Below are 22,101 nucleotides of genomic sequence, written 5' to 3'. Positions count from 1 at the left end.
GCCTTCGAGGCGACCGGGCATTCAACCCCGATTGCATCAGGAGCGGACATTCCGGCCGATGGCGAGATTCGTTGCGAGACGACTGGCGATGATGCTGCTCACCATGGTGGCGGCTTCGTTTCTTGTTTTTGCCGTCTGTGAATTCACGCCGGGCAGCGTCGCGCGCAAATCCCTCGGGCCTTTCGCGACCCAGGAACAGGTCGATTTCCTCACCAGGAAGCTGAAGGCGGATGATCCGCTGCTGGTGCGTTACGGCCGCTGGGCGGGCATACTGCTCGGCGTCATTCCGGACCCGCTTCAGGACCCCAGCACCGGGCTCAATTTCACGGACCCGCGAGGCGCCCAGTACTTCGGCAATTTCGGCTATTCGACGCTCAACAAGCTGCCCGTCAACGATGTGATCTGGGACCGGCTCGGCAATACGGCGATCCTGGCCGGACTGGCCTTCCTGTTGATCGTGCCCTTGTCGATTGTCTTCGGCATCCTGTCGGGCCTCAAGGAAGGCGGCGTACTCGACCGGGCATTGTCGATCATATGCATCACCTTCACCTCGATCCCCGAATTCGCTTCCGGCGTTTTCCTGGTTACCCTGTTCGTCATCCTGTGGCCGGTGCTGCCGGGCACCAGTCCGCTGGATTCCGACGGCGGCTGGTCCATTCCATCGCAACTCGTGCTGCCGGTCGCGGTGCTCGTCATCTACGACTTCGGCTATGTCGCGCGCATGATCCGAGTCTCGATGATCGGCGTGATGGAAAAACCTTTCATCCGCACCGCGGTGCTGAAGGGCATGAGCACGCGCCAAGTGGTGATGCGCCACGCCCTACGCAACGCCATGATCGCGCCTTTCACGGTGCTTCTGCTGCAGATCAACTTCCTCATCAGCGGCGTGGTGGTGACGGAACTCGTCTTCGCCTATCCCGGCTTCGGTCGGCTGCTGCTCGACGCCAGCCTGTTCGGCGACATCGCGACCATCGAAGCCGCCACGCTGATCACCGTCGCCATCGCGGTCACGACGCAGTTCCTCGGTGACCTCGGTTACATGCTGCTTGACCCACGCATAAGGTTGAAATGAACGCAGTGGCCGAACAGAGAGCGATGGACGGGACGGCTGCCAAGCCGACGGGCAGGACGCGCCTGAAATGGGCGCGGATGCTGCGCTCGCCGACCGCGATGATCGGATTATTCCTGGTGGGCTTCTGGGTACTAGCAGCGATCCTCGCGCCGGTCCTGCCGCTCTACTCGCCGACCGAACAGGACGTGATGGCGCTCGCCGACCCGACGCCTTCGGCCGCGCATTGGCTTGGCGTCGATATCCTCGGCCGCGATGAGCTGTCGCGGCTGATCTTCGGCGCCCGCACCGTGCTGGTGGTGGCGCCGCTCTCCGTCGCCATCGCCATGATAGTCGGCATCACGCTGGGAATGATCGCTGGTTATTACGGGGGCTGGATCGATGCCCTCATCAGTCGGCTGTCCGACATCATCCTCGCCTTCCCGGTGCTGGTCCTCTACGTCATACTGATCGCCAATATCGGCCCGTCCGTCTTCAACATCGTCATCGCCTCGACCGTCGCTTCGGCCCCGGGCATCGGGCGAATAACGCGAGGGCTGGTGCTCGGCCTGAAGGAGCAGGAATACATCGCTGCGGCTAGGCTGCGCGCCGAAAGCACGCTCTACATCATGCTGGTCGAGCTGCTGCCCAACTGCCGCGGCATGCTGATCGTCGATGCCTGCCTGCGCATCGGCTACACGATCATCACCATCGGCATCCTCGGCTTCCTCGGCCTCGGCCTGCCGCCGCCCAACCCCGATTGGGGCGGCATGGTCAAGGAAAGCACGACCGTGCTCAACGTCTGGCCGCTGATGTCGGTGCTGCCGTCGATTGCAATCGTCAGCCTGGTGCTCGGCTTCAACCTCCTGGCCGACGGCCTGCGGGAAGCCTGGAAGCCATGATTCCGACTGCTGACATATTGGCGCCAGCGCCGAAGGGGCAAGCCGCGGACGCCCCGCTGCTCGAGGTCCGGGACCTGCGCATCGAGTTTCGCGCCAAGGCGGAGACCGTCGTTGCCGTGCCAAGCTTGTCGTTCGAGGTCAGACCGGGCGAAAGTTATGGGCTGGTCGGCGAATCCGGCTGCGGCAAGAGCACGACCGCGATGGCCATCATGGGCTATCTCGGCGCCACCGGCCTGATCGCCGGCGGCAGCATCCGCTTCGAAGGCGAGGATCTGGTCGGCGCGCCGGCACACAGACTGCGCTCCATGCGCGGGCGGCGCATCGCCATGGTCTATCAGGATCCGATGAGCGCGCTCAATCCGGTCAAGACCATCGGCGCGCAGCTTGCCGAAGTGCCGATGCTCCATCTCGACGCCAGCCGAACCGACGCGCTCGACATGGCGGCAGCCATGCTGAAGGACGTGCGCCTGCCAGACGCCGGCGACATGCTGAAGCGGTATCCGCATCAGCTTTCCGGCGGCCAGCAGCAGCGGGTCGTGATCGCCATGGCGCTTCTGGGCAGGCCTTCTCTGCTGCTGCTCGACGAGCCGACCACCGGCCTCGACGTCACGGTGGAATCGGCGGTGATCGACCTGATTGGGGAGCTGCGCCAGCGCTACGGCACCAGCCTGCTGTTCATCTCCCACAATCTCGGCCTGATCGCCGAGAGCTGCGACCGCGTCGGCATCATGTATTCCGGCGAACTGGTCGAAGAAGCGCCGACAGGCGAGCTGTTCGGCCAACCGCGGCACCCCTACACGCAAGGGCTGATCGACTGCATTCCCGACATCGACCACGGCAAGCACAGCCGCACGCTGGCTGCCATTCCGGGTCACATCCCGCTGCCCTCGGAGCGGCCGCGCGGCTGCCTGTTCGGGCCGCGCTGCGCCGGTTTCAAGGCCGGCCTGTGCGACCAGCCCGGAATCATCCTCGAACCGGCGGGAGAGCACCATCTGGTGCGCTGCGTGCGCTGGCCTGAACTCGACCTCGGTCGCCGCGACCTGCCGACGCTGGCCGAAGAGAGAACGGCGCCGGAGGCCGCAATAGCCGTATCGGATGTCACCAAGCTCTACCACCTCAGCAACCACAGGACGCTGAAGGCCAACGAGCATGTGTCTTTCGAGGCCGGCAAGGCCGAAATCGTCGCGCTGGTCGGCGAGTCCGGTTGCGGCAAGTCGACCCTTGCGCGCATCGTCACCGGCCTCGACCGCGCCACATCGGGTGAAATCCGCATGGCCGGCGAAAACATCGCAAAGATCGAAGCAGCCTCTCGGCCTAAACAATTGCTGCAATCGATCCAGATGGTGTTCCAAAATCCGGATTCGACGCTGAATCCCTCGCACAGCGCCGGCTTCTCCATCCGCCGATCGTTGAAGAAATTCGGCATTCGCACGGGCAAGGCAGCCATCGACCAGCGCATGCGCGAACTGCTCGAGATGGTGCGGCTTTCGCCGGACTTCGCGGCGCGTAAGCCAAGCCAGTTGTCGGGCGGACAGAAACAGCGCATCGCCATTGCCCGCGCCTTCGCTTCCGACCCGTCGCTGATCGTCGCCGACGAGCCGGTATCGGCGCTGGACGTCTCGGTGCAGGCGGCGGTGGTGACGCTGCTGCTCGACATCCAGCGGACCCGCCACGCGACGATGCTGTTCATCAGCCACGATCTGGCGCTGGTGCGCCATGTCGCCGACAAGGTCGTGGTCATGTACCTCGGCAAGGTGATGGAGAAAGGCACGGTCGATGAAATCTTCGGCGGCGCCACCCATCCCTACACCGAGGCCCTGATTTCGGCGATCCGCAGCACGAAAGCGGAAGGCGCCGGGCGCAGGCGGATCACGCTGACCGGAGACACGCCTAGTCCCGTCAACGTTCCTACCGGCTGCCGCTTTGCCAGCCGGTGCCATCGCAAGGTGGGTCCTATTTGCGACAGCGAGCCGCCGCCGATCCGCACAATGTCCCCCACGCACGAGATCGCCTGCCATATCCCGAAGACGGATCTGGCCGCGCTCACCCTCATGGACGAGGCGCGTGGCCCTAAATGAGGACATGGTCGCTGGCCCGTCTCTGGCGTCAGGCGGAACGATCGCGCGCCATCCTGCCGATCATGGCGCTCATCTGCCTGGCCGGCATCGGCAGCTCCATGCTGACGACGGCCGTGTCACTGGCCTTGAGCGCGCCGGGCATCGCGCCCCCAAACGTGCAATTGGTGCTCACCGCCTACCCGCTCGGGTTCCTCGTCGGTTGCCTCATTGCTCGTCCACTGGTGTCGCGGGTAGGCCACGAGCGCGCCTTTTTCATCATAACCGTGATCGCGGCGATCGGCACATCAGGCTTCGTGTTCACCGATCTGCTGCCGGCATGGTTCTGCTTCCGCCTGCTCGGAGGGCTGGCCATGGCGGCCATGTTCGTCGTGTGCGAAAGCTGGATCAACCTTTATGCTGACCAGCACAATCGCGGCAGGCTGTTTTCCGTCTACATGATGACAACAGCGATCGCCGTGCTGCTCGGCCAGGTGCTTTTGGAGATCGTCGGGGCGCACTCGCCCCATCTGTTCGGGGTCAGCGCGGCCACGGTATTAATGGCAGTGCTTGCACGCTTCGTCTCAAAGCCATGGCCTGCCCTGCCTGCTCCGCAGTATGAACCGTCCGTGCCGGACATCCCGGCGAAGGAAGAGCGTTACGGCGTCATCCAGTTGCTGCGGCTGGCGCCCGTTACGGTGGTCAGCGTCTTCCAGGCCGGCGTCACCAACATGAACGTTTTCGTTCTGACCCCGATCTATGGCGCCAAGATCGGGCTATCCGCCAGCGCGACCGTCGGCCTGGTGACGACCGTCAGCATCGCCGGGATGCTGGCGCAAACGCCAGTCGGATGGCTCTCGGACCGGTTCGACAGGCGTGTGATACTGCTCATCCAGGGCCTGCTTTCGGTGTCGCTCTGCGCATCCATCGCCTGGATCGGAACCAGGCCGCTGCCATTCCTCTTCCTGCTGTTCTTCATCTATGGCGCCACGGCGCTGACCGTATATCCGGTGGCGATAGCCTTCGCCAATTCGCGAATGCACAGCCGTCATATGGTTGCCGCTTCCGGCACGTTGCTGCTGCTCTATTCAATCAGCAATATCCTGACGCCCGGCCTGTCCGCGGCGCTCATGGAGCACACCGCCCCGCAGGCCATGCTGTTGGTGCTCGGCACCGGCGGCATTCTGGTGGCAATCGCGGCTTGCATCAACTTGCGGCAGCGCCCGGTGGGGATTGTGGTCGTGCAGCCCTCGGGAGGCGAGCCGTGACAGCCGCCGCATCCCCCCTGCCCGGCCGCCTGACCGGCAAGGTCATTCTGATCACCGGCGCCGCAAGCGGGATCGGCGCCGCGATCGCACGCCGATGCGTCGAGGAGAACGCTCGCGTCGCCTGCGCGGATCGCGACATGGCGGCAACGCAGGCGCTTGTCGCAAGTCTCGGATCGAACGCCTTGGCGGTCGGCTGCGACGTCACCGAGCCGGATTCGGTCAAATCCGCGGTCGCCACTACAGGCCGGGCATTCGGTGGGCTGGACGGTCTGGTCCACAATGCCGCCGCCCCATCGACCGACGGCACGGTCGCCGATCTCGCGCTCGACAAATGGCGGCTGGAGCTGGACGTCAGCCTCACCGGCGCCTTCCTGGTCTCCAAATTCGCAGTGCCCTTGATGGCGGCCGGCGGCGGCGGCTCGATCGTCCTGATCGGCTCGCAATTCGCGCGCGTCGCCGTCGGCAAGGCGGTGGCCTATTGCGCGGCCAAGGCCGGCCTTATGCATCTCGCCAAGGCCATGGCCGTCGACCATGCCGGGCAACACATCCGCGTCAACAGCCTGTCGCCCGGCGCTGTCGCGACCGCGCGCCTGCTGCAACGCTGGCCGGACCTGAAGGCGGCCGACGAGGGTCTCGGGCCGGCGCATCTGCTCGGGCGCATTGCCCAACCTGAAGAGATCGCCGCCGCCTGCGCCTTCCTGCTTTCGTCCGATGCCTCATTCGTCACCGGCACGGACCTTCTCGTGGATGGCGGCTATGCCGTACGCTGAACCCCTTTCCGGTATTGGAGGTTGATCCGATGACCCTGCTCGTCACTGGCGGCACCGGCTTCGTCATGAGCGTCGTCGCCCGCGCCTGGCTCGACCGCGACCCGACCGCGCGGGCTGTGATCCTGGACCGGTCTAATCTCGACGCGGCCGCCGAAAAGCATTTCGCGCCGATGCGCGATAGGCTCACCGTCGTCAGCGCCGATATTCTCGACCCGAAGACATGGTCCGCCGCGCTGGACGGGCAGAACATCTCGGCCATCGTGCACGGTGCGACCATCACCCCGATCTCGCGCGGCAGCGCTTCGGAAGCCAAGCGGCAGCCTGAGGCCGAGGACCCGGCGCGCATCGTCGACGTCAATCTCATGGGCACGGTGCGCATGCTGGACTGGGCCCGCACGCGGCCTGCCCTGAAGCGCTTCGTCTATGTCAGTTCCGGCTCCGTCTACCGGCACAACGGGCCGGACTGGAGCGGCGAGCCGCTGCCAGAGGACGGCTATGTCGCGCCGCTCACGCTCTACGGCATCTCCAAATTCGCCTCCGAAATGGTGGCCAATCGGTACGCCGACCTGTTCGGTCTGTCGGCGATCTCGGTGCGTCTCGCGTCCGTCTATGGGCCGATGGACCGCGCCACGGAGAGCCGGAATTTCCGCCATGTTCCAAACCGCGTCGCGCACATGGCATTGGCCGGCGAGACGATCAGGCCGAACAGCCTTGAATCGGTCGGCGACTACGTCACTTCCACCGATGTCGCCGCTGCCATTCTGGCGCTGATCGACGCGCCGCGCCTCAATTATCGCCACTACAATATCGGTTCCGGCGGCGGCCAGACGATCGGCGACATCATCGGGTGGACGCGCGAGCGGGTTCCAGGTTTGAAGGCCGAGGTCAGCGCCGGCGCCGATGCCAATATCGTCCAGGACACGTCACTGAAAGGCGGCATGTGGGGGGCCTACGATATCGCCCGGATCATGCGCGACACCGGGTGGCGGCCGCGCCCCGGCAAGGAAGCCTTCCACGCCTATATGGATTGGATTTCCGCCAACGAGACGAATTGAGAGGGATTGCCATGGCACCGAACGCTGCTTCACATCCGGCGAACGCCCAGCCGCGCGACTTCGTCGGCTATGGGGCGAACCCACCCTATGTGATCTGGCCGGGTGGCGCGAAGGTCGCGATCAACCTCGTGCTGAACTACGAGGAAGGCTCGGAATACAACTGGCTGGACGACGGCCGCAACGACAATTGGGGCGAGTACAACAACAACGGCACATCACCGCACCGCGACCTCGGCACCGAGACGCATTTCGAATATGGCAGCCGGGTCGGCGTCTGGCGGCTCGCCCGGCTTTTCGACCGCTACAACGTGCCGATCACGGTTTCGGCCTGCGCGGTGGCGCTGGAGAAGAACCGCGCCGTCGCCGAATGGATGAATGCGCGCGGCCACGACCTGCTCGGGCATGGGCTGCGCTGGACCGACTATCCCGGCATGCCGCGCGAGGAAGAGGAAAGGCAGTTGCACGAGGCGATCACGCTCTACCAGAAGGTGCTTGGCCGCCGGCCGCTGGGCTGGAATTGCCGGTCGTTCCCGAGTGTCAACACACGTGACCTGCTGGTGCGAGAGGGCGGCTTTCTCTATCACTCCGACCCCTGCAACGACGAATTGCCCTATTTCGTCGACCATGGCGGCCAGCGCATCCTGGTCGTGCCCTATTCCAAGACGCTCAACGACAGCCGCTTCCTCATCGCGCCGGGCTACAGCAACCCGCGCGACTTCGCCGAGGATTGCCGCTCGGCGATCGACTACATGCTTTGGGAAGCCGACGAGACCGGCGGGCGCATGCTGAACATCTGCGTGCATGCGCGCTGGATGGGTCAGCCGAACCGGGCTGCGGGCCTGCGGGCGGTCATCGAGCATATACAGAAAACGCCTGGCGTTATCTTCATGCGCCGGGCCGACATCGCCCGCTACTGGATTGACAATCAGGACAGTTTTACCCGCAGACAGGGCCACTAGCAGCGGAGATGCGTCATGTTTGAGACGCTCATCACAGGCGCCACGATCATCAATGCCGATGGAGAAGCGCGCCGCAACGTCGCGATCCATGGCGGCAGGATCGCCGCCCTGGTCCAGCCCGGAGAATCCGCCGAGGCGCGCACCCTGATCGACGCCGCCGGCTGTTTCCTGTTGCCTGGGCTGATCGATGCGCATGCGCATCTCAGGGAACCGGGACTGACCCACAAGGAGGACTTTTCATCCGGCACGCATGCGGCCGCACTCGGCGGGGTGACGACCGTGCTCGACATGCCGACAGACGAGCCCTGGACGGCGACGGCGGATCAACTCGCCGACAAGATGGCGCTGACGACCGGAAAACTGAATGTCGATGTGGGTTTCCAGGCCGTGCTTACCAAGGATTTTGGCCTGATCGCCGCCGTGGCCGAAATGGCGCCGGTCTCGTTCGAGCTTTTCACCGCCGACGTCCCAAAGGATTTTCTGTTCCAGACGACGGATGCGGTGCTGCAAGCCCTGAAGGTGATGGTGCCTTTCGGCACGACAATCGGGGTGTCGCCCGGCGACCAATCGCTGCTCGAAGGCAGCATGGCACGTGACCATGACGGCCACATAGCGGCGTTCCTGAAGAGCAGGCCACCGGCGGCGGAGGCCAACGGCATTGCCCGCGCCGTGCTGGCAGCGACCGAGGCCGGCACCCGTATCCATGTGCGGCAGATCAATTCGGCGCTCGGCGTCGAGACGTGGCACCGCCTGCGGGATCTGGCCGATGCCAGCGTCGAGACAACGCCACAAAGCCTGTTTTTCACGGCGCACGACTATGAGACCCAGGGAGCCACGCTGAAGGGCTCGCCACCGTTGCGATCGCCGGAAGATGTCCGACGCCTGCGCGAGGCCGTTGCCTCTGGCATGATCGATGTCATCGGCACAGACCATGCGCCGCACAGCCCACGGGAAAAGGCCGCCGCCTATCCCGCATTCGCCGATATTCCAGGTGGCATGCCAGGTTTGCAGACGCTGCTGCCCGTGATGCTGAAGCTGGCAGACGAAGGCCTGATCGGCATCTCCGATATCGTGCGGATGTGCGCGGCCAACCCCGCCGACCGTTTCGGGCTGGGCAAGCGCAAAGGCCGGCTCGCCGTCGGGTTCGACGCCGATATCCTGCTTCTCGACCCCAAGCGGACTTTCACCGTGCGCAACGCGGACCAGAAATCCAAAGCGAATTATACACCGTTCGACGGCTGGAGCGTGTCGGCAACTTTGCGGCAGGTATTTCTTCGAGGCGTGGAAATCGTCCGCCACGGCATTTTGACCCGGCCGGGGCAAGGCCAGGTGGCGCGGCGGGAAGGCTAAGGCAGCGAGATGGGTATTATGGAAGGCAAGGTAGCAATCGTCACCGGCGGGAGCTCCGGCATCGGCCGGGCCATCGCGCGGCGCTATGCGCAGGAAGGCGCGCGGGTCGTCGTGGCCGATGTGCGCGAAGAGCCTGTCGAAGGCGGAGAGCCGACCGCTCAGGCCATCCAATCGGCAAGCGGCGAGGCGATCTTCCTGTCCGTCGACATTTCGGACAACGGCGCGGTCGAAGACATGACTCAGCAGGCAATCGGCCATTTCGGTCGGCTCGACGTGCTGGTCAACAATGCAGCCATCTACACCTCGACGACTTTGACCCAGACCACGCTAGAACAGTGGGCGAAGGTCATGGCGGTCAACGTCACCGGCTTCTTCTACTGTTCGAAGCACGCGGTATTGCAGATGCTCAGGCAGGAGCCGGTGAACGGCGTGCGCGGCCGCATCGTCAACATATCCTCGCAGCACGGCATGGTGGCTTGCCCCGGCGACTTCCCCTATTCGGTGAGCAAGGGGGCCATCGTCCAGATGACGCGCCAGATCGCTGTCGACCACGCGGAAGACCTGGTCGTCTGCAACGCCGTGGCGCCCGGCAAGATCATCACCGGCAAGCCGGGCGTCGCCAACGATCCCGACGCCCTCGACTATTCGCGCCGCCGCACGCCATGGCCGCGGCTCGGCCAGCCGAACGACGTCGCCGGCGCAGCCCTGTTCCTCGCTAGCGACCTGTCCACTTACATGACCGGCGTCAATCTAGTGGTCGACGGCGGTTGGATGGCGGGTTGACCGGCCATCCAGCCTGCATATTGCGAACCGATAAGTCGTGCTCGATAACGGCTACTTGTTCGGTATCTCGTAGACCTTGCCGTGCCATGGCGCAGCGTCGATCTGGTCCAAGGCCATGACGTAGAGTTCCTTCTCGTCCGGACCGAATGCGAAGTTCGGCATCGACGGGGACGGCACCGACAGCGTGCGAAGAAGCTTGGCGTCCTTATCGACGACGATGATCTTGCCGGGTGCGTCGAGCGAGCGCGGGCTCTGGCCGATATACATCTCGCCGGCGTTGTCCATCTTGATGCCGTCCGGCCAGATATGCGGCTGGTCCGGGAACAGGTCGTCCAGCCGCAGGAAGACGCGCCTGTTGCTCAGGCTATGGTCGGCGGCGACATCGAATTCGATGATGCGGTTGTCTTCCGTTTCGACCAGATAGAGGATCTTGCCGTCGTTCGACATGACCAGGCCGTTGGCGTTGTGCAGGTCGTCCGCGACCTTCGCCACGCTGTCGTCCTTGCCGATGTAGTAGGCCGACGCGTCGATCGCAGCGCCGCCCTTGCCAGAGCCGGTGAAATAGATTCCGCCATCCTTGTCCGGCGCGAAGTCGTTGGGGCCGCTGAACGGCTTGCCGTCCTTGTCCTTGTCGTAGGCATCGAGGGTCTTGCCATCGGCCGAAATGCGGCCGATCGAGTTGCTGTCGTAGCAGGTTACGACGAACTCGCCCTTGGCGGTCGGCAGGACCGCCGAGGGCCCGCAGCCGTCCATTTTCCAGAAGATTTCGTTCTTCTTGCCATCCCACACATCGACGGTGTTGCGCCCGTATTCGACGTAGAACAGCTTGTCCTGGAACCAGATCGGGCCTTCCGCGAACCAGGCGTCGTCGTTGATGACCTTGACGTCGGCGGCTTGCGCAGACGCCGTCAGGGCAAGAGCGATCGCGGTACCGAGCAGATGCAGTTTGGTCATGCCAGTCCACTCCTTCTGTTTGAAGTCGATCAGGGCTCCTGGTCGCCGATCTCAAGTCTCCGGCGCGCCACGTAGTCATCCAGTTCCTCACGGACCGCGGGGTCCAGGACGGGCTCTTCATATTCGGCCAGCGCCTGCTGCCAGAGCTGGGTCGCCCGTTCCAGCGCGTCATGGCCACCGGCTTCCTGCCAGGCGCCGTAGTTCTGCCAGTTCGACAGCATCGGTCGGTAGAAAGCGGTCTCGTAGCGCGCCATGGTGTGCTCGGAGCCGAAGAAATGGCCTCCGGTCGGCACCGACTTGATCGCCTCGAAGCCAAGGTCGTCCTCCTCGAAGGGCATCGGCCGCAGGAACTCCATCATGTTCTGCAGGATCTCGACATCGAGGATCAGCTTCTCGTAGGAGGCCGTCAGCCCGCCCTCGAGCCAGCCGGCGGCGTGATAGATCAGGTTCGCACCGCCGAGCACCGCGCCCCAGGTCGCCATCTCTGTTTCGTAGGTGGCCTGCAGGTCGACGACGTTCGACGCATTCGCATTTGAGGTGCGGTACGGCAGATTGTAGCGGCGGGCCAACTGGCCGGCGACGATGTTGGCTTTGGCATTTTCGGGCGTGCCGAAGGCAGGCGCGCCGGAGCGCATGTCGACGTTCGAGGTGAAGGCGCCGTACATCACCGGCGTGCCGGGATTGATCAGTTGCGTCAGCGTCACGCCGAAAAGCGCTTCGGCATTCTGCTGCGCCAGGGCGGCGGCCAGCGTGACCGGGGTCATCGCGCCCATCAGCGTGAACGGCGTGATTGTCACCGGCTGGCCGTGCTCTGCCATGGCGATCAGCCCCTCCGCCATCGCCTCGTCGAACAGGCGCGGCGAGTTCACGGAGATGATGGTTGTGACGCCCGGCGAAGACCTCATCTCCTCAACCGGAATGCCGCGCGTGATTGCCATCATGTTGATGCTGTCCATGGCGCGGCCACGTCCTATCGCGGAGGCGTGGAAGCCCAAATCGGAAAGCGCCAGGTTTGCGCGGTAGGTGTCGAGATGCCGGGAGTTTGCCGGCAATTCCATCGGCGCCACGACCTGGTTGCCGATGATGTGGATGGCATTGAAGTGGTGCGCGAGGCGGATGAAATTCTCGTAATCCGCGAGATTGCCTTGCCGCCGGCCGTTGATGCGATCGTGCACGTTGGGCGGGCCGGCAACGAGGCCGAACGCCAGCGAATTGCCACCGAACCTGATCCTCTTCTCCGGATTGCGCGATGTGATCGTGAAGCTCGACGGCGCGCTCTTCAGCGCTTCGGTCACGATGCTCTCGTCGATGCGGATCGTGCTTTCCTCTCGGTCGACTATGGCTCCCGCGGCTTCGAAGATGCTCATCACCTTCTCGCCCATCACCCGGATGCCGAGCTCGGAAAGTATCCGCATCGAGGTGCGATGCAGCTTGTCCATCTGCTCCTCGTCCAGCATCCGCATCGGCGCGTAAGGGTTCGTCACGCTCTGCCAGGGCAGTTGCGCGATGCCGCCGCCGCTGCGCCCCGCTGCTCTGGTGCGCCGTCCACCGCTTCGCCTGTCATGCGCCGTCATCGGCCTGTCCTCCTAGTAACCGCGTTTGGGATCGACGACATTGTTCAGCGGCTCGCCACGCCGGTAGCGGGCCAGACTGTCGGCGAACATGCGCACCGACTTCACATCCCAGCCGTCATAGACCGAAGAGCAATGCGGCGTGACGATCACGTTGTCGTAGCCCCATAGCGGGTGCGATTGCGGCAGCGGCTCTGTCGCAAAGACGTCGAGCGCCGCGCCCTTGATCCGTCCGGCATCGAGCATCGCGAGAAGCGCCGCCTCGTCGACGACGAAGCCACGGGACACGTCGATCAGCACGACCGAAGGTTTCATCGCCGCGAAGGCTTCCTTGCCGACAAGGCCGCGGGTGCTGTCGAGCAGGGGCACGGCACACAGGATGAAATCGGCACGGCCCCAAAGTCTTGGCAGATCCGCTATGGCGTGCACTTCATCGATATTCTCAGTCGGCTTCGGATTCGCTCGCACCCCCAGCGTCGTCATGCCGAACGCCTTGGCACGCGCGGCAACCGCCTGCCCCGTCTTGCCGAGACCGAGAAGCAGCAGCGTCTTGCCCTGGATCGGCTCGACCTTGCCGCCGATCCAGTTGCCGGCCGCCTGTTCGCGTGCGAAGCCACGCAGGCCAAGCGAAAACGACAGCATCGCGCCAAAGACGTATTCCGCCATCATGTCGGCGGCGACGCCTGCCGAATTGGTCACCGTCACCCGCGCGGGATCCCACGGCCGCAGGTGATCAGTGCCGGAACCGCCAACACAAACCCAGCGCACTGTCGGGTTCTCGACCACCGCCTTGCGTGGATAGAGTGAGCGCTGGCCAAACCTGATGCTGAAGATCACTTCGGCGCCGGTTTCCGAAATCAGGGCCGGAAGCGCCTCGTAACTTTCGCAGCCATGCACCGTGATGTCGGGATGCGTCTCGGCCAGCACGGCCAGCGGCCCGTCCAGCGAATCGGCACTGACGATGACGGTCGGGCGCGCCGACATCTCAGCCTCGCCTCGGGCCGGGAATGTGATCGGCAAGAGGCCGCAGCACATCCAGCAGGGCCTTGCCCTCCTGCACGGTGGCGTTCTCATGCGGCGCGCGCAGGTTGAGCCAGCGATGATCGCCGGAACGAACGGCGAGAGCCGCCTTCATGCCCTGGATCAGACCAGCATCCTGAACCGCCTTGCGAAACGCCTTGATGGCGATGTTAGCGGCCGTGACGTCTCGCCCCGCGCGCGCATTGTCGTAGAGCGCTCGGATCGCCTTCGCGTTGAGGTTGACCGAGGCTGATATGCAGCCCGCCGCGCCGGCATCCAGCCCCTGGGTGAGCTGGCCTTCGGAGCTTGGAAAAACCGAGATGTTCGGGACCGCGGCGATAATCGCGGCAGTGTTGTCCCAGTTTCCGCCGCTGTCCTTGTAGGCCACGACCGTGTCTGGAAAGGCTGCGTTGAGCCGGGCGGCCAGTGCCGGCGAGACCGGCACGCCGGAGTTCTGCGGGATGTGATAGAGGATCAGCTTCAGCTTCGGGTCGGCAACCCTGTCGATCAGTTCCGAATAGTAGCGCGCCTGTCCATTGTCGCCTGCCGCCGTGTAGAAGAACGAAGGCAGCACCATGACGCCGGCGCAGCCTACGTCCAGCGCATGTCTGCTAAGCTCGACCGTCTCGGGCAGCGCGGTCAGACCGGTTCCTGGCATCATCTTTTCCGCGGGGATACCAGCCTCGGCCAGCCACTCCAGCGCCTCCATGCGCTCGACCGGCGAGAGCGACAGCGCCTCGCCGGTCGTGCCGAAAGGCGAGAGATAATGCGCCCCTTGGGCGAGCACCCATTTCGCATGGCTTATCCACAGATCGCGGGCGATGCCGCCGTCTTTTTCGAAGGGCGTCAGGATCGGTGCAATGACGCCTTGTACGCTGTTCATCAGTGGATCCCCCTGGTCATCGTATCGTCGGCGGCTAGCTTTGCCACCGTGGCAACTGTCCTGATGAAATACGCTGTCGATGCGATGTCGAAGAAGATGTCAAAGCCCCCCTCGCCCCGCACCAGCACAGCCTCGACATGCGCGACCCGCGTCTGCGCGATCGCGTCGGCGGCGAAACGGTCGGGCCGCAAATCCAGAGCGCAAAGCCGCGCCATCACAGGTTCCGTCAGCGGCCCCGAGAGCCGCATCCAGCTCCAGCCCTCCTCCCGCCAGGACCAGTAGCCGCGCGCGCCATCGGCGGCCTGCCAAGCGTCGGTCAATTTTGCGACTGCGTTGCCGACACCATCGTCAACCGCCAGAAAATCCTCGGCCCCCAGACGCAGCAGCCGGATGCCGCCCAGCGTGGCAACGCCATTGACGGCCGGTAGAGCCAGGCCCTGCGCTTCCAGCCAGCCGGCGCTTCCAGGCCCCTTGATGCCGAAACGCGGCCGGGCCGTCAGATCGCTCAATGTCAGCCGGCCCTTCGGCAAGGCGGATTCCGCTGCCGAGCCGTCCGGCGACAAGGGAAATGTGCGCGATCCGGGAACGGTCATCGCTACAGCTCCTGCCGAACGTTCTGCGGATCGAAGAAGGCATGCCCAACAACCGGTGCCTCGACCAGCTCGCCGTCGCGGCATTTCACCGTAATCCTGCTGCCGGGTGCCGCATCGTCGATATGGACATAAGCCAGCGCGATGTGATGGCCGAGCGTCGGCGAGAAACCGACCGAGGTGACCTGCCCCACCGGGTTGCCGCCGCGCAGCACGAGGCAGGATTCGCCCGGCACATTGCGCAATCCTTCAAAGGAAAGGCCGACCAGGCGGCGCGATTCTCCGAGATTGGCGCGCATCTCGATCGATCGCTTGCCGACGAAGAACGGCTTCTTCTTCGAAACCGCCCAGCCGAATCCGAGTTCATCGGGCGTGGTCAGCGCATCCGTGTCCTGGCCGATCAGGATATGTCCCTTCTCCAGCCGCATGATGCGCGAGGCCTCCAGCCCGTACGGGCGCAAACTATAGGGTTTGCCCGCCGCGACCAGCGCATCCCATAGCGCGACGGCGTAGCTCGACGGGCAATGCAGCTCGAAACTGACTTCTCCGGTGAAGCCGATGCGCATGATGTGCACCGGAACGCCCGCCAGGCGACCCTGACGGCCATGTAGATAGGGAAAGGCGTCGCGCGCAAAATCGATGTCTCCCTCGAGCGCCTGCAACACGTCCCGCGCCTTGGGGCCTGTGACGTTGATGCCGGAAAACCCGGCCGTGACGTTGAGCACGTCGACCTTCAGTCGCCACTGCGCGTTCCAGAACAACATGTCGGCCTGCACCCGAGCGACCGCGCCGGTCGTCGCCGTCACGTAGAACTGGTCCTCCGCGAAGCGATAGGCGACGCCGTCGTCGATGACCGTGCCCATCTCGTTCAGCATCAGGCAGTAGCGGACGCGGCCGACCGGCTGATTGGCATGGGCCATGGTGTACATTCGATCGAGGAAGGCGCCGGCGTCCGGACCACGGATCTCCAGCTTGCCCAGCGTCGAGACGTCGAGCATGCCGACGCCGTCGCGAACGGCCGCGACCTCTTCGTGGATCAGGCGTTCGCTCCGGCTTTCTGGCCCGTAATAATAGGGTCGCCACCAGTTGCCGATCGGCTTCATGCGGGCTTCGAGCGCAAGATGCCGAGCATGCAGCGCGGTGCGGCGCTCCAGCGGCTCATGATGACCTGCGAGCACGCCGAGCTTTTCCGGACCCGTCGGGGGCCGCGCCGTGGTCACGCCGACCTGGCCGACCTTGCGATCGGTGGCCTCGGCAACGATCCGCGCCGTGGCAAGGGCCGAATGCCTGCCCTGGCTCGACCCCATGCCGACGGTGGAAAAGCGCTTCACGAGCTCGAGTTCGCGATAGCCTTCCTTTATCGCGTTCTGCAGATCATTGACCTGCAAATCCTCGTCGAGATCGACGAAGTCGCGCCCTTTCTCGTGGCCAGTCAGCTTCTGCGCCCAGGCCACGGCTTCAGGTTCGAATTCACTTGAGGCATTGGGCAGATCGGAGTGTCCCAGCCCATGAAGCGCCTCGTGCGCTGCGCGACGGCCATCCGCCATGGCCGACGATAGTCCCGTCCTGCCGGCAACGGCGCCAGCCAGGTGGACGGCGCCGTCCGGCAGCGTCAGCGTCATGCGCGCGGTCGCTTCGTCGTAGCCGACCTTGGCGCCCGCATGACATGGCACCTGCCACGCCGGCGCCGAGCCAACGGCCATCACCACGAGGTCGCAGTCCATCCAGCGGCTTCCGACGCGGACCCGTCTGACATGCTTGTTGCCGCGGGTTCCGGCCGCTTCATCGATCTGGGCGCCCGTGATGATTTCCGCGCCCCTGGCCCGAAGCTCGCCAGCGCTGCTGCCCGCGCCCTGTCTCGGATCGACGACGGCCGCGAGTTCGACGCCTGCCTCGATCAAGTCGAACGCGGCATCATAGCCGTCGTCATTGCCTGCCAGCACGACGGCGCGGCGGCCGGGTTTCACCGCATAGTGCCGCATCAGCCTCTGCACGGCGCCGACGGTCATGATCCCAGGCAGGTCGTTGTTGCGGAACACCGCCGGCTGCTCGATGGCACCTGTTGCCAGGATCACCTCGTGAGCCCTGGCGCGGTAGAGCCGGTTGCCTTGGATCAGCGGCAGCCAGTTGTCCTCGTACCAGCCGTTGCAGACGGTGGCGGTCATGACGCGCAGATTGGCCAATCCCGCCGCGGCAGCCCTCAGGCTGGCGAGCACGCCCGGATCGCAGCGGCGATAGGTCAGTGAACCGCCGATTTCCGGGTTCTCGTCGCACAGGACGACGTCGGCGCCGATTTGCGCGGCGGCGATCGCCGCCGCCAGGCCTGCCGGTCCGGCCCCAACGACCAGCAGGTCGCAGTGAAGATCGACCTTGTCGAAGCTTAAATGCGGGGCGCGAGTATCGACGATCCCGAGCCCGGCCTTGCGCCGGATCATCGGCTCCCAGAAGCGAAGCCAGCTATCCTGCGTCGGCCCCATGAAGGTGCGATAGTAGAAGCCAACCGGCATGAACCGCCCGAGCCGATCCATGATGGCGTCGCGGTCATTTCGCAGCGAGCCGTTGACGTTCTGCGCCGTCACCGTCATGCCTTCCCAAATCGGCGTCAGGTCGGCGGGGACATTCGCCTCCGACGGAAGCTGCACTAAAGTGTTCGCTTCCGCGCCGGCCATGGTCATGATGCCGCGCGGTCGATGGTACTTAAATGAGCGGGAAAGCACCCACTGGTCCGAAGCGGCGAGCGCGCTTGCAATGCAATCGCCGGCAAAGCCCTCATAGGACTTGCCCTCGAAGGTAAAGCGCATCGGCTGCGTGCGATCGATGCGCGAGCCATAGGGTGCCGCAAGCCGGGTCATGCCTGATTGCCCTCGCCCGGCGCGTAGGTGCGGATGATCTCGTTGGTGACGACGTCGCGCTCCGCCAGGAAAAAGAAATTGCTCGGCACGTGCCGCCACCACTCGGTCACGACGCCCTTGCGATTGTCCGCGCGAAACAGATGTTTCGCCCAGTCGGCGTCGGCGGTCGCATCGGCATCGAGCGTCTGGCGCACCGGACCGAAAGACCGGAATTCGTCGATGTTGCGCAGGCCGTTCATAGGGCAATCAAGCTGCTTCATGGTCAATGGCTCGCCGCCGTGGCGCCCATTTCATTGAGCAGCCGGAAGGTCTCGAAGCGCTCCAGCGCGAAGGGCTTGAGCAGGTCTGGCGCCCGGCCCTTGGCGATGGTCTCGGCCATGCGTTTTCCGGCCACGGCCGTTGCCTTGAAGCCCCAGGTGCCCCATCCGCAGTCGAGCCAGAGATTGGCAAGCGGGCTGGCGCCCATGATCGGGCTGTAATCCGGCGTCATGTCGGTGATGCCCGCCCACTGCCGCAACAGCCGAACCCCTTGCAGGAAGGGGAAAAGATGCACGGCGCCCTCGGCCAGATGTTCCTTCATGCCCAGCGTCGAGCGAGTCGAATAGAGCTGGTACGGATCCGAACCACCGCCGATGACGACCTCGCCGCGCGAGGACTGCACAAGATAGGTGTGCAGCGAAACCGACGAGACTAGCGTGTGCAGCCACGGCTTCAGCGGTTGCGTCACCATCGCCTGCAAAGGATAGCAGCGGATCGGCAGCTCCACCCCAGCCATCATCGCGACGTCGTAGTTCATGCCGCCAGCGGCGATGAGCACCGCGCCGCATGCGACGCGCCCGCGGTTTGTCATCACCGCCCGGACATTGCCACTCTCGACCTCAAAGCCCTGGACCTCGGTGCGCTGGTGAATCTCCACACCGCGGCGCGAGGCCTGCGCCGCGTAGCCCCAGGCGACCGCGTCGTGGCGCGCTGTACCGCCGTCGGCGTGCCACAGGCCGCCAAGAATCTCGAGCGCGTTGCCGCGATCCATATTCAGTTCCGGCACCAGCTTTTCGACTTCCTTTGCGTCGATGACTTCGGTGCGGGTGCCCATGTGCTTGCCCATCTCGGCGCGCAGATCGAAGGCGCGCAGCGTGGCCTCCGTATGGGCAAGCGTGAGCTGGCCGCGCTGCGAGAACATGACGTTGAAGTCGAGCTCCTGCGACATCGTCTCGAACAGCGAAACGCCTTCCTTGTAGAAGGCGATGCCTTCCTGGGTGATGTAGTTGGAGCGGATCGTCGTGGTGTTGCGCGCCGTGTTTCCGCCAGCCAGATAGCCCTTCTCGAGCACCGCGATGTCTGTGATGCCATGATATTTCGACAAATAGTGCGCGCACGCCAGGCCATGCCCGCCGCCGCCGACGATCACCACGTCATAGGACGGCTTGAGCTCGGGCGTCCGGGGAATGTCGCCGGTCACCGGATAATCGCGGCTGAACCCGTATTTGAGGAGCCTAAGCGGCATGGCCACCCAGAGCGCCTGGAGGTTCGTAGATGAGCGCCGACAGGTCCGAGAACCGGCTTTCCGTGCCGGTCAGGCCGAGTATAGCATCGCGGATCGCGGCCGCCCTGGCTTCGCCCAGAACCGGCGCCGAGAACTCCATGTATTTGGCGACGATATCAGCCTCGCTGATGGGCGCTTCAGGACCGCCGCGTGCGTGGACGTCACCGGAATCCAGCAAGCGTCCGTCTGTCGTCTCGATCTGCACGTCAGCCCAGCGCCCTTCCGGGAAACGAGCGCTGTGCCTCGCCGATTCGCTAACCTCGACGCGCCCCAGCATCTCCCCAACCGCGCCGTCGCGCAGCCCCTGGCCCGAAATATGCTCCACCGCTATCCGACCGTACAGGATCATCGTGGCCACGGCGAAGGCCAAGCTGTATTGCGCCTTGGAAGTTGTGTCGGGCATGCCGTCGAACAGCGTCGCCGCGTAGTGGAAGCTGTTGACGTTGACCCTGCCTATATCCTGCGGCCGCAGGCCATGCTGCAGGCATAGCGACCGGGTCGCGTCGATCGCGGCGTGAGCCCAGCGGCAGATGGGATAGGGTTTGACGTATTGTAGCGGCATCTGCCAGAAATCGCCGAGATCGGCCCAATATCGGGCCACTTCCGGCGCCTCGACAGTGATGGCCGGAGCGCCGGCGAACCCGGCTTGCGCGAGTACCGCGGCCGACAGGCCGACCTGTGCGCCCATGCCGGAGCCGTCGTGCAGCATGGTCGGCGTCGCGATCTCACGCATCATCTGGCTGCGCGGCCCATGATATTCGGCAATGCCGAAGGCGTCGCGCAACTGGGTGTCGTTCAGCCGCAGCAGGCGGGCCGCGACAGCAGCGACGCCAAGGGAATTCCAGGCGCCCGAGGTGTGATAATCCGAAACGGTCGCGTGCAACGCGATGCCGGCGCGGCCCGCGACTTCGTAGCCGACCACGATCGCGGCGAGCGCTTCGATCCCGCTCAAATCTGGCTTCTCCTCTGCCAGCGCAAGCAGTGCCGGGATGACAGCAACCCCGATATGGCCCTTGGTCGGCGGATAGCCATCATGGCCGTCGAGATTGTCGGTCTGGGTCGCGGCGGCGAAGGCGGCACCCGCGATGCTGACCCGCCTGCCGTCGAAGATCATCCTTGCGGCGTGCCGGTCCGTTCCGCAACCGTAGAGCAAAACGGCGGCATCCCGCGCAATGCGGCCGGCCTGCATCGGCCCGGCAGCTATGGCGATGCCCATCGTATCGAGGAACTGGAGTGAGGCCGCCTTCAGGACATCGGCTGAAAAGAAATTCTCCGGGGAGCGCAGCACGAACTCCGCGACACGCCCGAACACGGTGCAAGTAGGCTCGCCCCGTTCCAACCGCAGGTCCATGATGCCCACCTCTCGCCAACCGCGCGCTTCCAGATAACTACGAATAATTTGGTCTCGCAGGCCGATCACGTGATTAGTTTGGCGCCATGGTACAAAAAAAACGAGGGCAAGCGATTGCGAAACCCGTTCGCGATGGTCTAGTTTTCGGCTCGATCAGGAGCGATGCCATGAAGCCACCTCCGCCATTGAACTACATCCGCTCGTTCGAATGCTCGGCGCGACACCTGAGCTTCACCCTCGCCGCCAGCGAGCTTGGCTACACACAGGCAGCCGTCAGCAACCATGTCCGGGGGCTGGAGCATTATCTCGGCCGCCAGCTCTTCGTGCGCTATCCGCGCAGCCTGAAACTGACGGAGATGGGCGAAGCCTTCCTGCCCACCCTGCGCCAGGCGCTCGACCAGATCGACCACGCCACGGAGGCGATCGTCGCCTCGTCACGCAACCGGACTGTCGTCATCTCCTGCCCGATGAGCCTTGCCGAAAACTGGCTGGCCGGATGTATGGGCGCGTTCCGCCAGGTCCATCCCGAGATCGAGGTCGTTCTGCACGGCACGATATGGGAGGACCTCAGCGAGCAGATCGCCGACATCACCATCTCGACCCGCCGCTTCGACGACTTGCCGCCGGGCGCCGTACAACTGTGGAGCGACCAGCTTGCCATCCTTTGCGCGCCAAGTCTGCTGTCCGGCCCCAAGGCGCTGAAGGCGCCGAGCGACATACTCGGCGTCGACTGGATCTTCGTGCATGGACGCCAGGAATACTGGCAGTGCATGGGCGACGCGCTGCAGATCGACATTTCCGACTATGAGAAAGGCATCACCACGAATGCCTCCAACATCGCGCTGGAACTCGCGGCGATGGGCGCGGGCTGCGTCGCCACGCAATATTCGCTCGCCAGAACCTACATAGCTCGCGGTCTCTTGATCGAGCCCTTCCCGGTGCGCGCCGCCAGCCCGTGGACATACTACCTTTCGGAAAGCCAGCTCTCCAAAGGCAACGTCGTCAAGATCGTCAGAAACTGGACCCTGGAACAGGCCGCCCTGCATATGCGGGAGCCGGGGGGTTAGTCAAGATCCGGACAGGCCGCACCCTGCCGGCGCTGCCAGACGCCGACTCCTTTGGGGCCTTTGCCGAACCTCAAAGTCGGT

General features: G+C 64.5%; 19 protein-coding genes. 10 read left to right on the top strand and 9 right to left on the bottom strand.

Going from position 1 to position 22,101, the window contains the following annotated elements; all coding sequences use genetic code 11:
* Nucleotides 1–58: 58 nt before the first annotated feature.
* The 9 genes from FJ979_RS14025 to FJ979_RS13985 are packed head-to-tail and all read left to right on the top strand — an operon-like array spanning nucleotide 59 to nucleotide 10,189.
* A complete protein-coding gene (locus FJ979_RS14025; protein ID WP_140581615.1) occupies nucleotides 59–1,072 on the top strand; it encodes an ABC transporter permease in 1,014 nt (337 codons plus the stop codon).
* On the top strand, nucleotides 1,069–1,950 hold the full coding sequence (locus tag FJ979_RS14020) for an ABC transporter permease (protein ID WP_224704900.1): 882 nt from the start codon (nucleotides 1,069–1,071) through the stop codon (nucleotides 1,948–1,950). Before FJ979_RS14025 ends, FJ979_RS14020 begins: the two co-directional genes overlap by 4 nt.
* Nucleotides 1,947–4,028 (top strand): ABC transporter ATP-binding protein, encoded by a 2,082-nt coding sequence (locus FJ979_RS14015; protein ID WP_140581612.1) that lies wholly within the window; start codon nucleotides 1,947–1,949, stop codon nucleotides 4,026–4,028. Before FJ979_RS14020 ends, FJ979_RS14015 begins: the two co-directional genes overlap by 4 nt.
* Nucleotides 4,025–5,272, top strand: coding sequence for an MFS transporter (locus tag FJ979_RS14010; RefSeq protein WP_140581608.1), 1,248 nt, complete (start codon nucleotides 4,025–4,027; stop codon nucleotides 5,270–5,272). Before FJ979_RS14015 ends, FJ979_RS14010 begins: the two co-directional genes overlap by 4 nt.
* Nucleotides 5,269–6,042: an SDR family oxidoreductase gene (locus tag FJ979_RS14005; RefSeq protein WP_140581605.1), complete on the top strand. Its 774-nt coding sequence runs from the start codon at nucleotides 5,269–5,271 to the stop codon at nucleotides 6,040–6,042. Before FJ979_RS14010 ends, FJ979_RS14005 begins: the two co-directional genes overlap by 4 nt.
* 29 nt (nucleotides 6,043–6,071) lie before the next feature.
* A complete protein-coding gene (locus FJ979_RS14000; protein WP_140581602.1) occupies nucleotides 6,072–7,097 on the top strand; it encodes an NAD(P)-dependent oxidoreductase in 1,026 nt (341 codons plus the stop codon).
* A gap of 11 nt (nucleotides 7,098–7,108) precedes the next feature.
* The gene (locus tag FJ979_RS13995; RefSeq protein ID WP_140581599.1) at nucleotides 7,109–8,056 is read left to right on the top strand and encodes a polysaccharide deacetylase family protein; all 948 of its coding nucleotides are present in this window, start codon (nucleotides 7,109–7,111) and stop codon (nucleotides 8,054–8,056) included.
* A gap of 15 nt (nucleotides 8,057–8,071) precedes the next feature.
* Nucleotides 8,072–9,406, top strand: coding sequence for a dihydroorotase family protein (locus FJ979_RS13990; protein WP_140581596.1), 1,335 nt, complete (start codon nucleotides 8,072–8,074; stop codon nucleotides 9,404–9,406).
* Nucleotides 9,407–9,415: 9 nt separating this feature from the next.
* Entirely contained in the window at nucleotides 9,416–10,189 is a 774-nt protein-coding gene (locus tag FJ979_RS13985) for an SDR family NAD(P)-dependent oxidoreductase (RefSeq protein WP_140581593.1), read from the top strand.
* Nucleotides 10,190–10,240: 51 nt separating this feature from the next.
* Here FJ979_RS13985 and FJ979_RS13980 read toward each other — a convergent pair whose 3' ends face one another.
* Genes FJ979_RS13980 through FJ979_RS13940 form a run of 9 tightly spaced genes read right to left on the bottom strand, consistent with a single transcriptional unit; the run spans nucleotide 10,241 to nucleotide 20,953 of the window.
* Complete coding sequence (locus FJ979_RS13980) at nucleotides 10,241–11,143, bottom strand: SMP-30/gluconolactonase/LRE family protein (protein WP_140581590.1); 903 nt, start codon at nucleotides 11,141–11,143, stop codon at nucleotides 10,241–10,243.
* A 29-nt stretch (nucleotides 11,144–11,172) separates the two neighbouring features.
* Nucleotides 11,173–12,717 carry a trimethylamine methyltransferase family protein gene (locus tag FJ979_RS13975; RefSeq protein WP_140581587.1) on the bottom strand — a complete coding sequence of 515 codons (1,545 nt, stop codon included), beginning with the start codon at nucleotides 12,715–12,717 and terminating at the stop codon, nucleotides 11,173–11,175.
* 12 nt (nucleotides 12,718–12,729) lie between these two features.
* Nucleotides 12,730–13,698 (bottom strand): D-2-hydroxyacid dehydrogenase, encoded by a 969-nt coding sequence (locus FJ979_RS13970; RefSeq protein ID WP_140581584.1) that lies wholly within the window; start codon nucleotides 13,696–13,698, stop codon nucleotides 12,730–12,732.
* 1 nt (nucleotide 13,699) lies between these two features.
* On the bottom strand, nucleotides 13,700–14,617 hold the full coding sequence (locus FJ979_RS13965; protein WP_140581581.1) for a dihydrodipicolinate synthase family protein: 918 nt from the start codon (nucleotides 14,615–14,617) through the stop codon (nucleotides 13,700–13,702).
* Nucleotides 14,617–15,210: a hypothetical protein gene (locus FJ979_RS13960; RefSeq protein ID WP_181171887.1), complete on the bottom strand. Its 594-nt coding sequence runs from the start codon at nucleotides 15,208–15,210 to the stop codon at nucleotides 14,617–14,619. Before FJ979_RS13960 ends, FJ979_RS13965 begins: the two co-directional genes overlap by 1 nt.
* 2 nt (nucleotides 15,211–15,212) lie before the next feature.
* Nucleotides 15,213–18,059, bottom strand: coding sequence for a 2Fe-2S iron-sulfur cluster-binding protein (locus tag FJ979_RS13955; RefSeq protein ID WP_140581575.1), 2,847 nt, complete (start codon nucleotides 18,057–18,059; stop codon nucleotides 15,213–15,215).
* Complete coding sequence (locus FJ979_RS13950) at nucleotides 18,056–18,319, bottom strand: sarcosine oxidase subunit delta (protein WP_140551861.1); 264 nt, start codon at nucleotides 18,317–18,319, stop codon at nucleotides 18,056–18,058. The genes FJ979_RS13955 and FJ979_RS13950 overlap by 4 nt, the downstream gene beginning before the upstream one ends.
* A 2-nt stretch (nucleotides 18,320–18,321) precedes the next feature.
* Nucleotides 18,322–19,563 carry an FAD-dependent oxidoreductase gene (locus FJ979_RS13945; protein WP_140581572.1) on the bottom strand — a complete coding sequence of 414 codons (1,242 nt, stop codon included), beginning with the start codon at nucleotides 19,561–19,563 and terminating at the stop codon, nucleotides 18,322–18,324.
* On the bottom strand, nucleotides 19,553–20,953 hold the full coding sequence (locus FJ979_RS13940; protein ID WP_140581569.1) for an MmgE/PrpD family protein: 1,401 nt from the start codon (nucleotides 20,951–20,953) through the stop codon (nucleotides 19,553–19,555). The genes FJ979_RS13945 and FJ979_RS13940 overlap by 11 nt, the downstream gene beginning before the upstream one ends.
* Nucleotides 20,954–21,120: 167 nt before the next feature.
* Here FJ979_RS13940 and FJ979_RS13935 point away from each other — a divergent pair, with 167 nt between their 5' ends.
* Nucleotides 21,121–22,020, top strand: a complete 900-nt coding sequence (locus FJ979_RS13935; protein ID WP_140581567.1) for a LysR substrate-binding domain-containing protein — start codon at nucleotides 21,121–21,123, stop codon at nucleotides 22,018–22,020.
* The last annotated feature ends 81 nt before the right edge of the window (nucleotides 22,021–22,101 follow it).

The sequence above is a fragment of the Mesorhizobium sp. B1-1-6 genome, from assembly GCF_006443035.1.
GTDB lineage: Bacteria > Pseudomonadota > Alphaproteobacteria > Rhizobiales > Rhizobiaceae > Mesorhizobium.
This window is presented reverse-complemented; position numbering and strand designations above follow the sequence as displayed.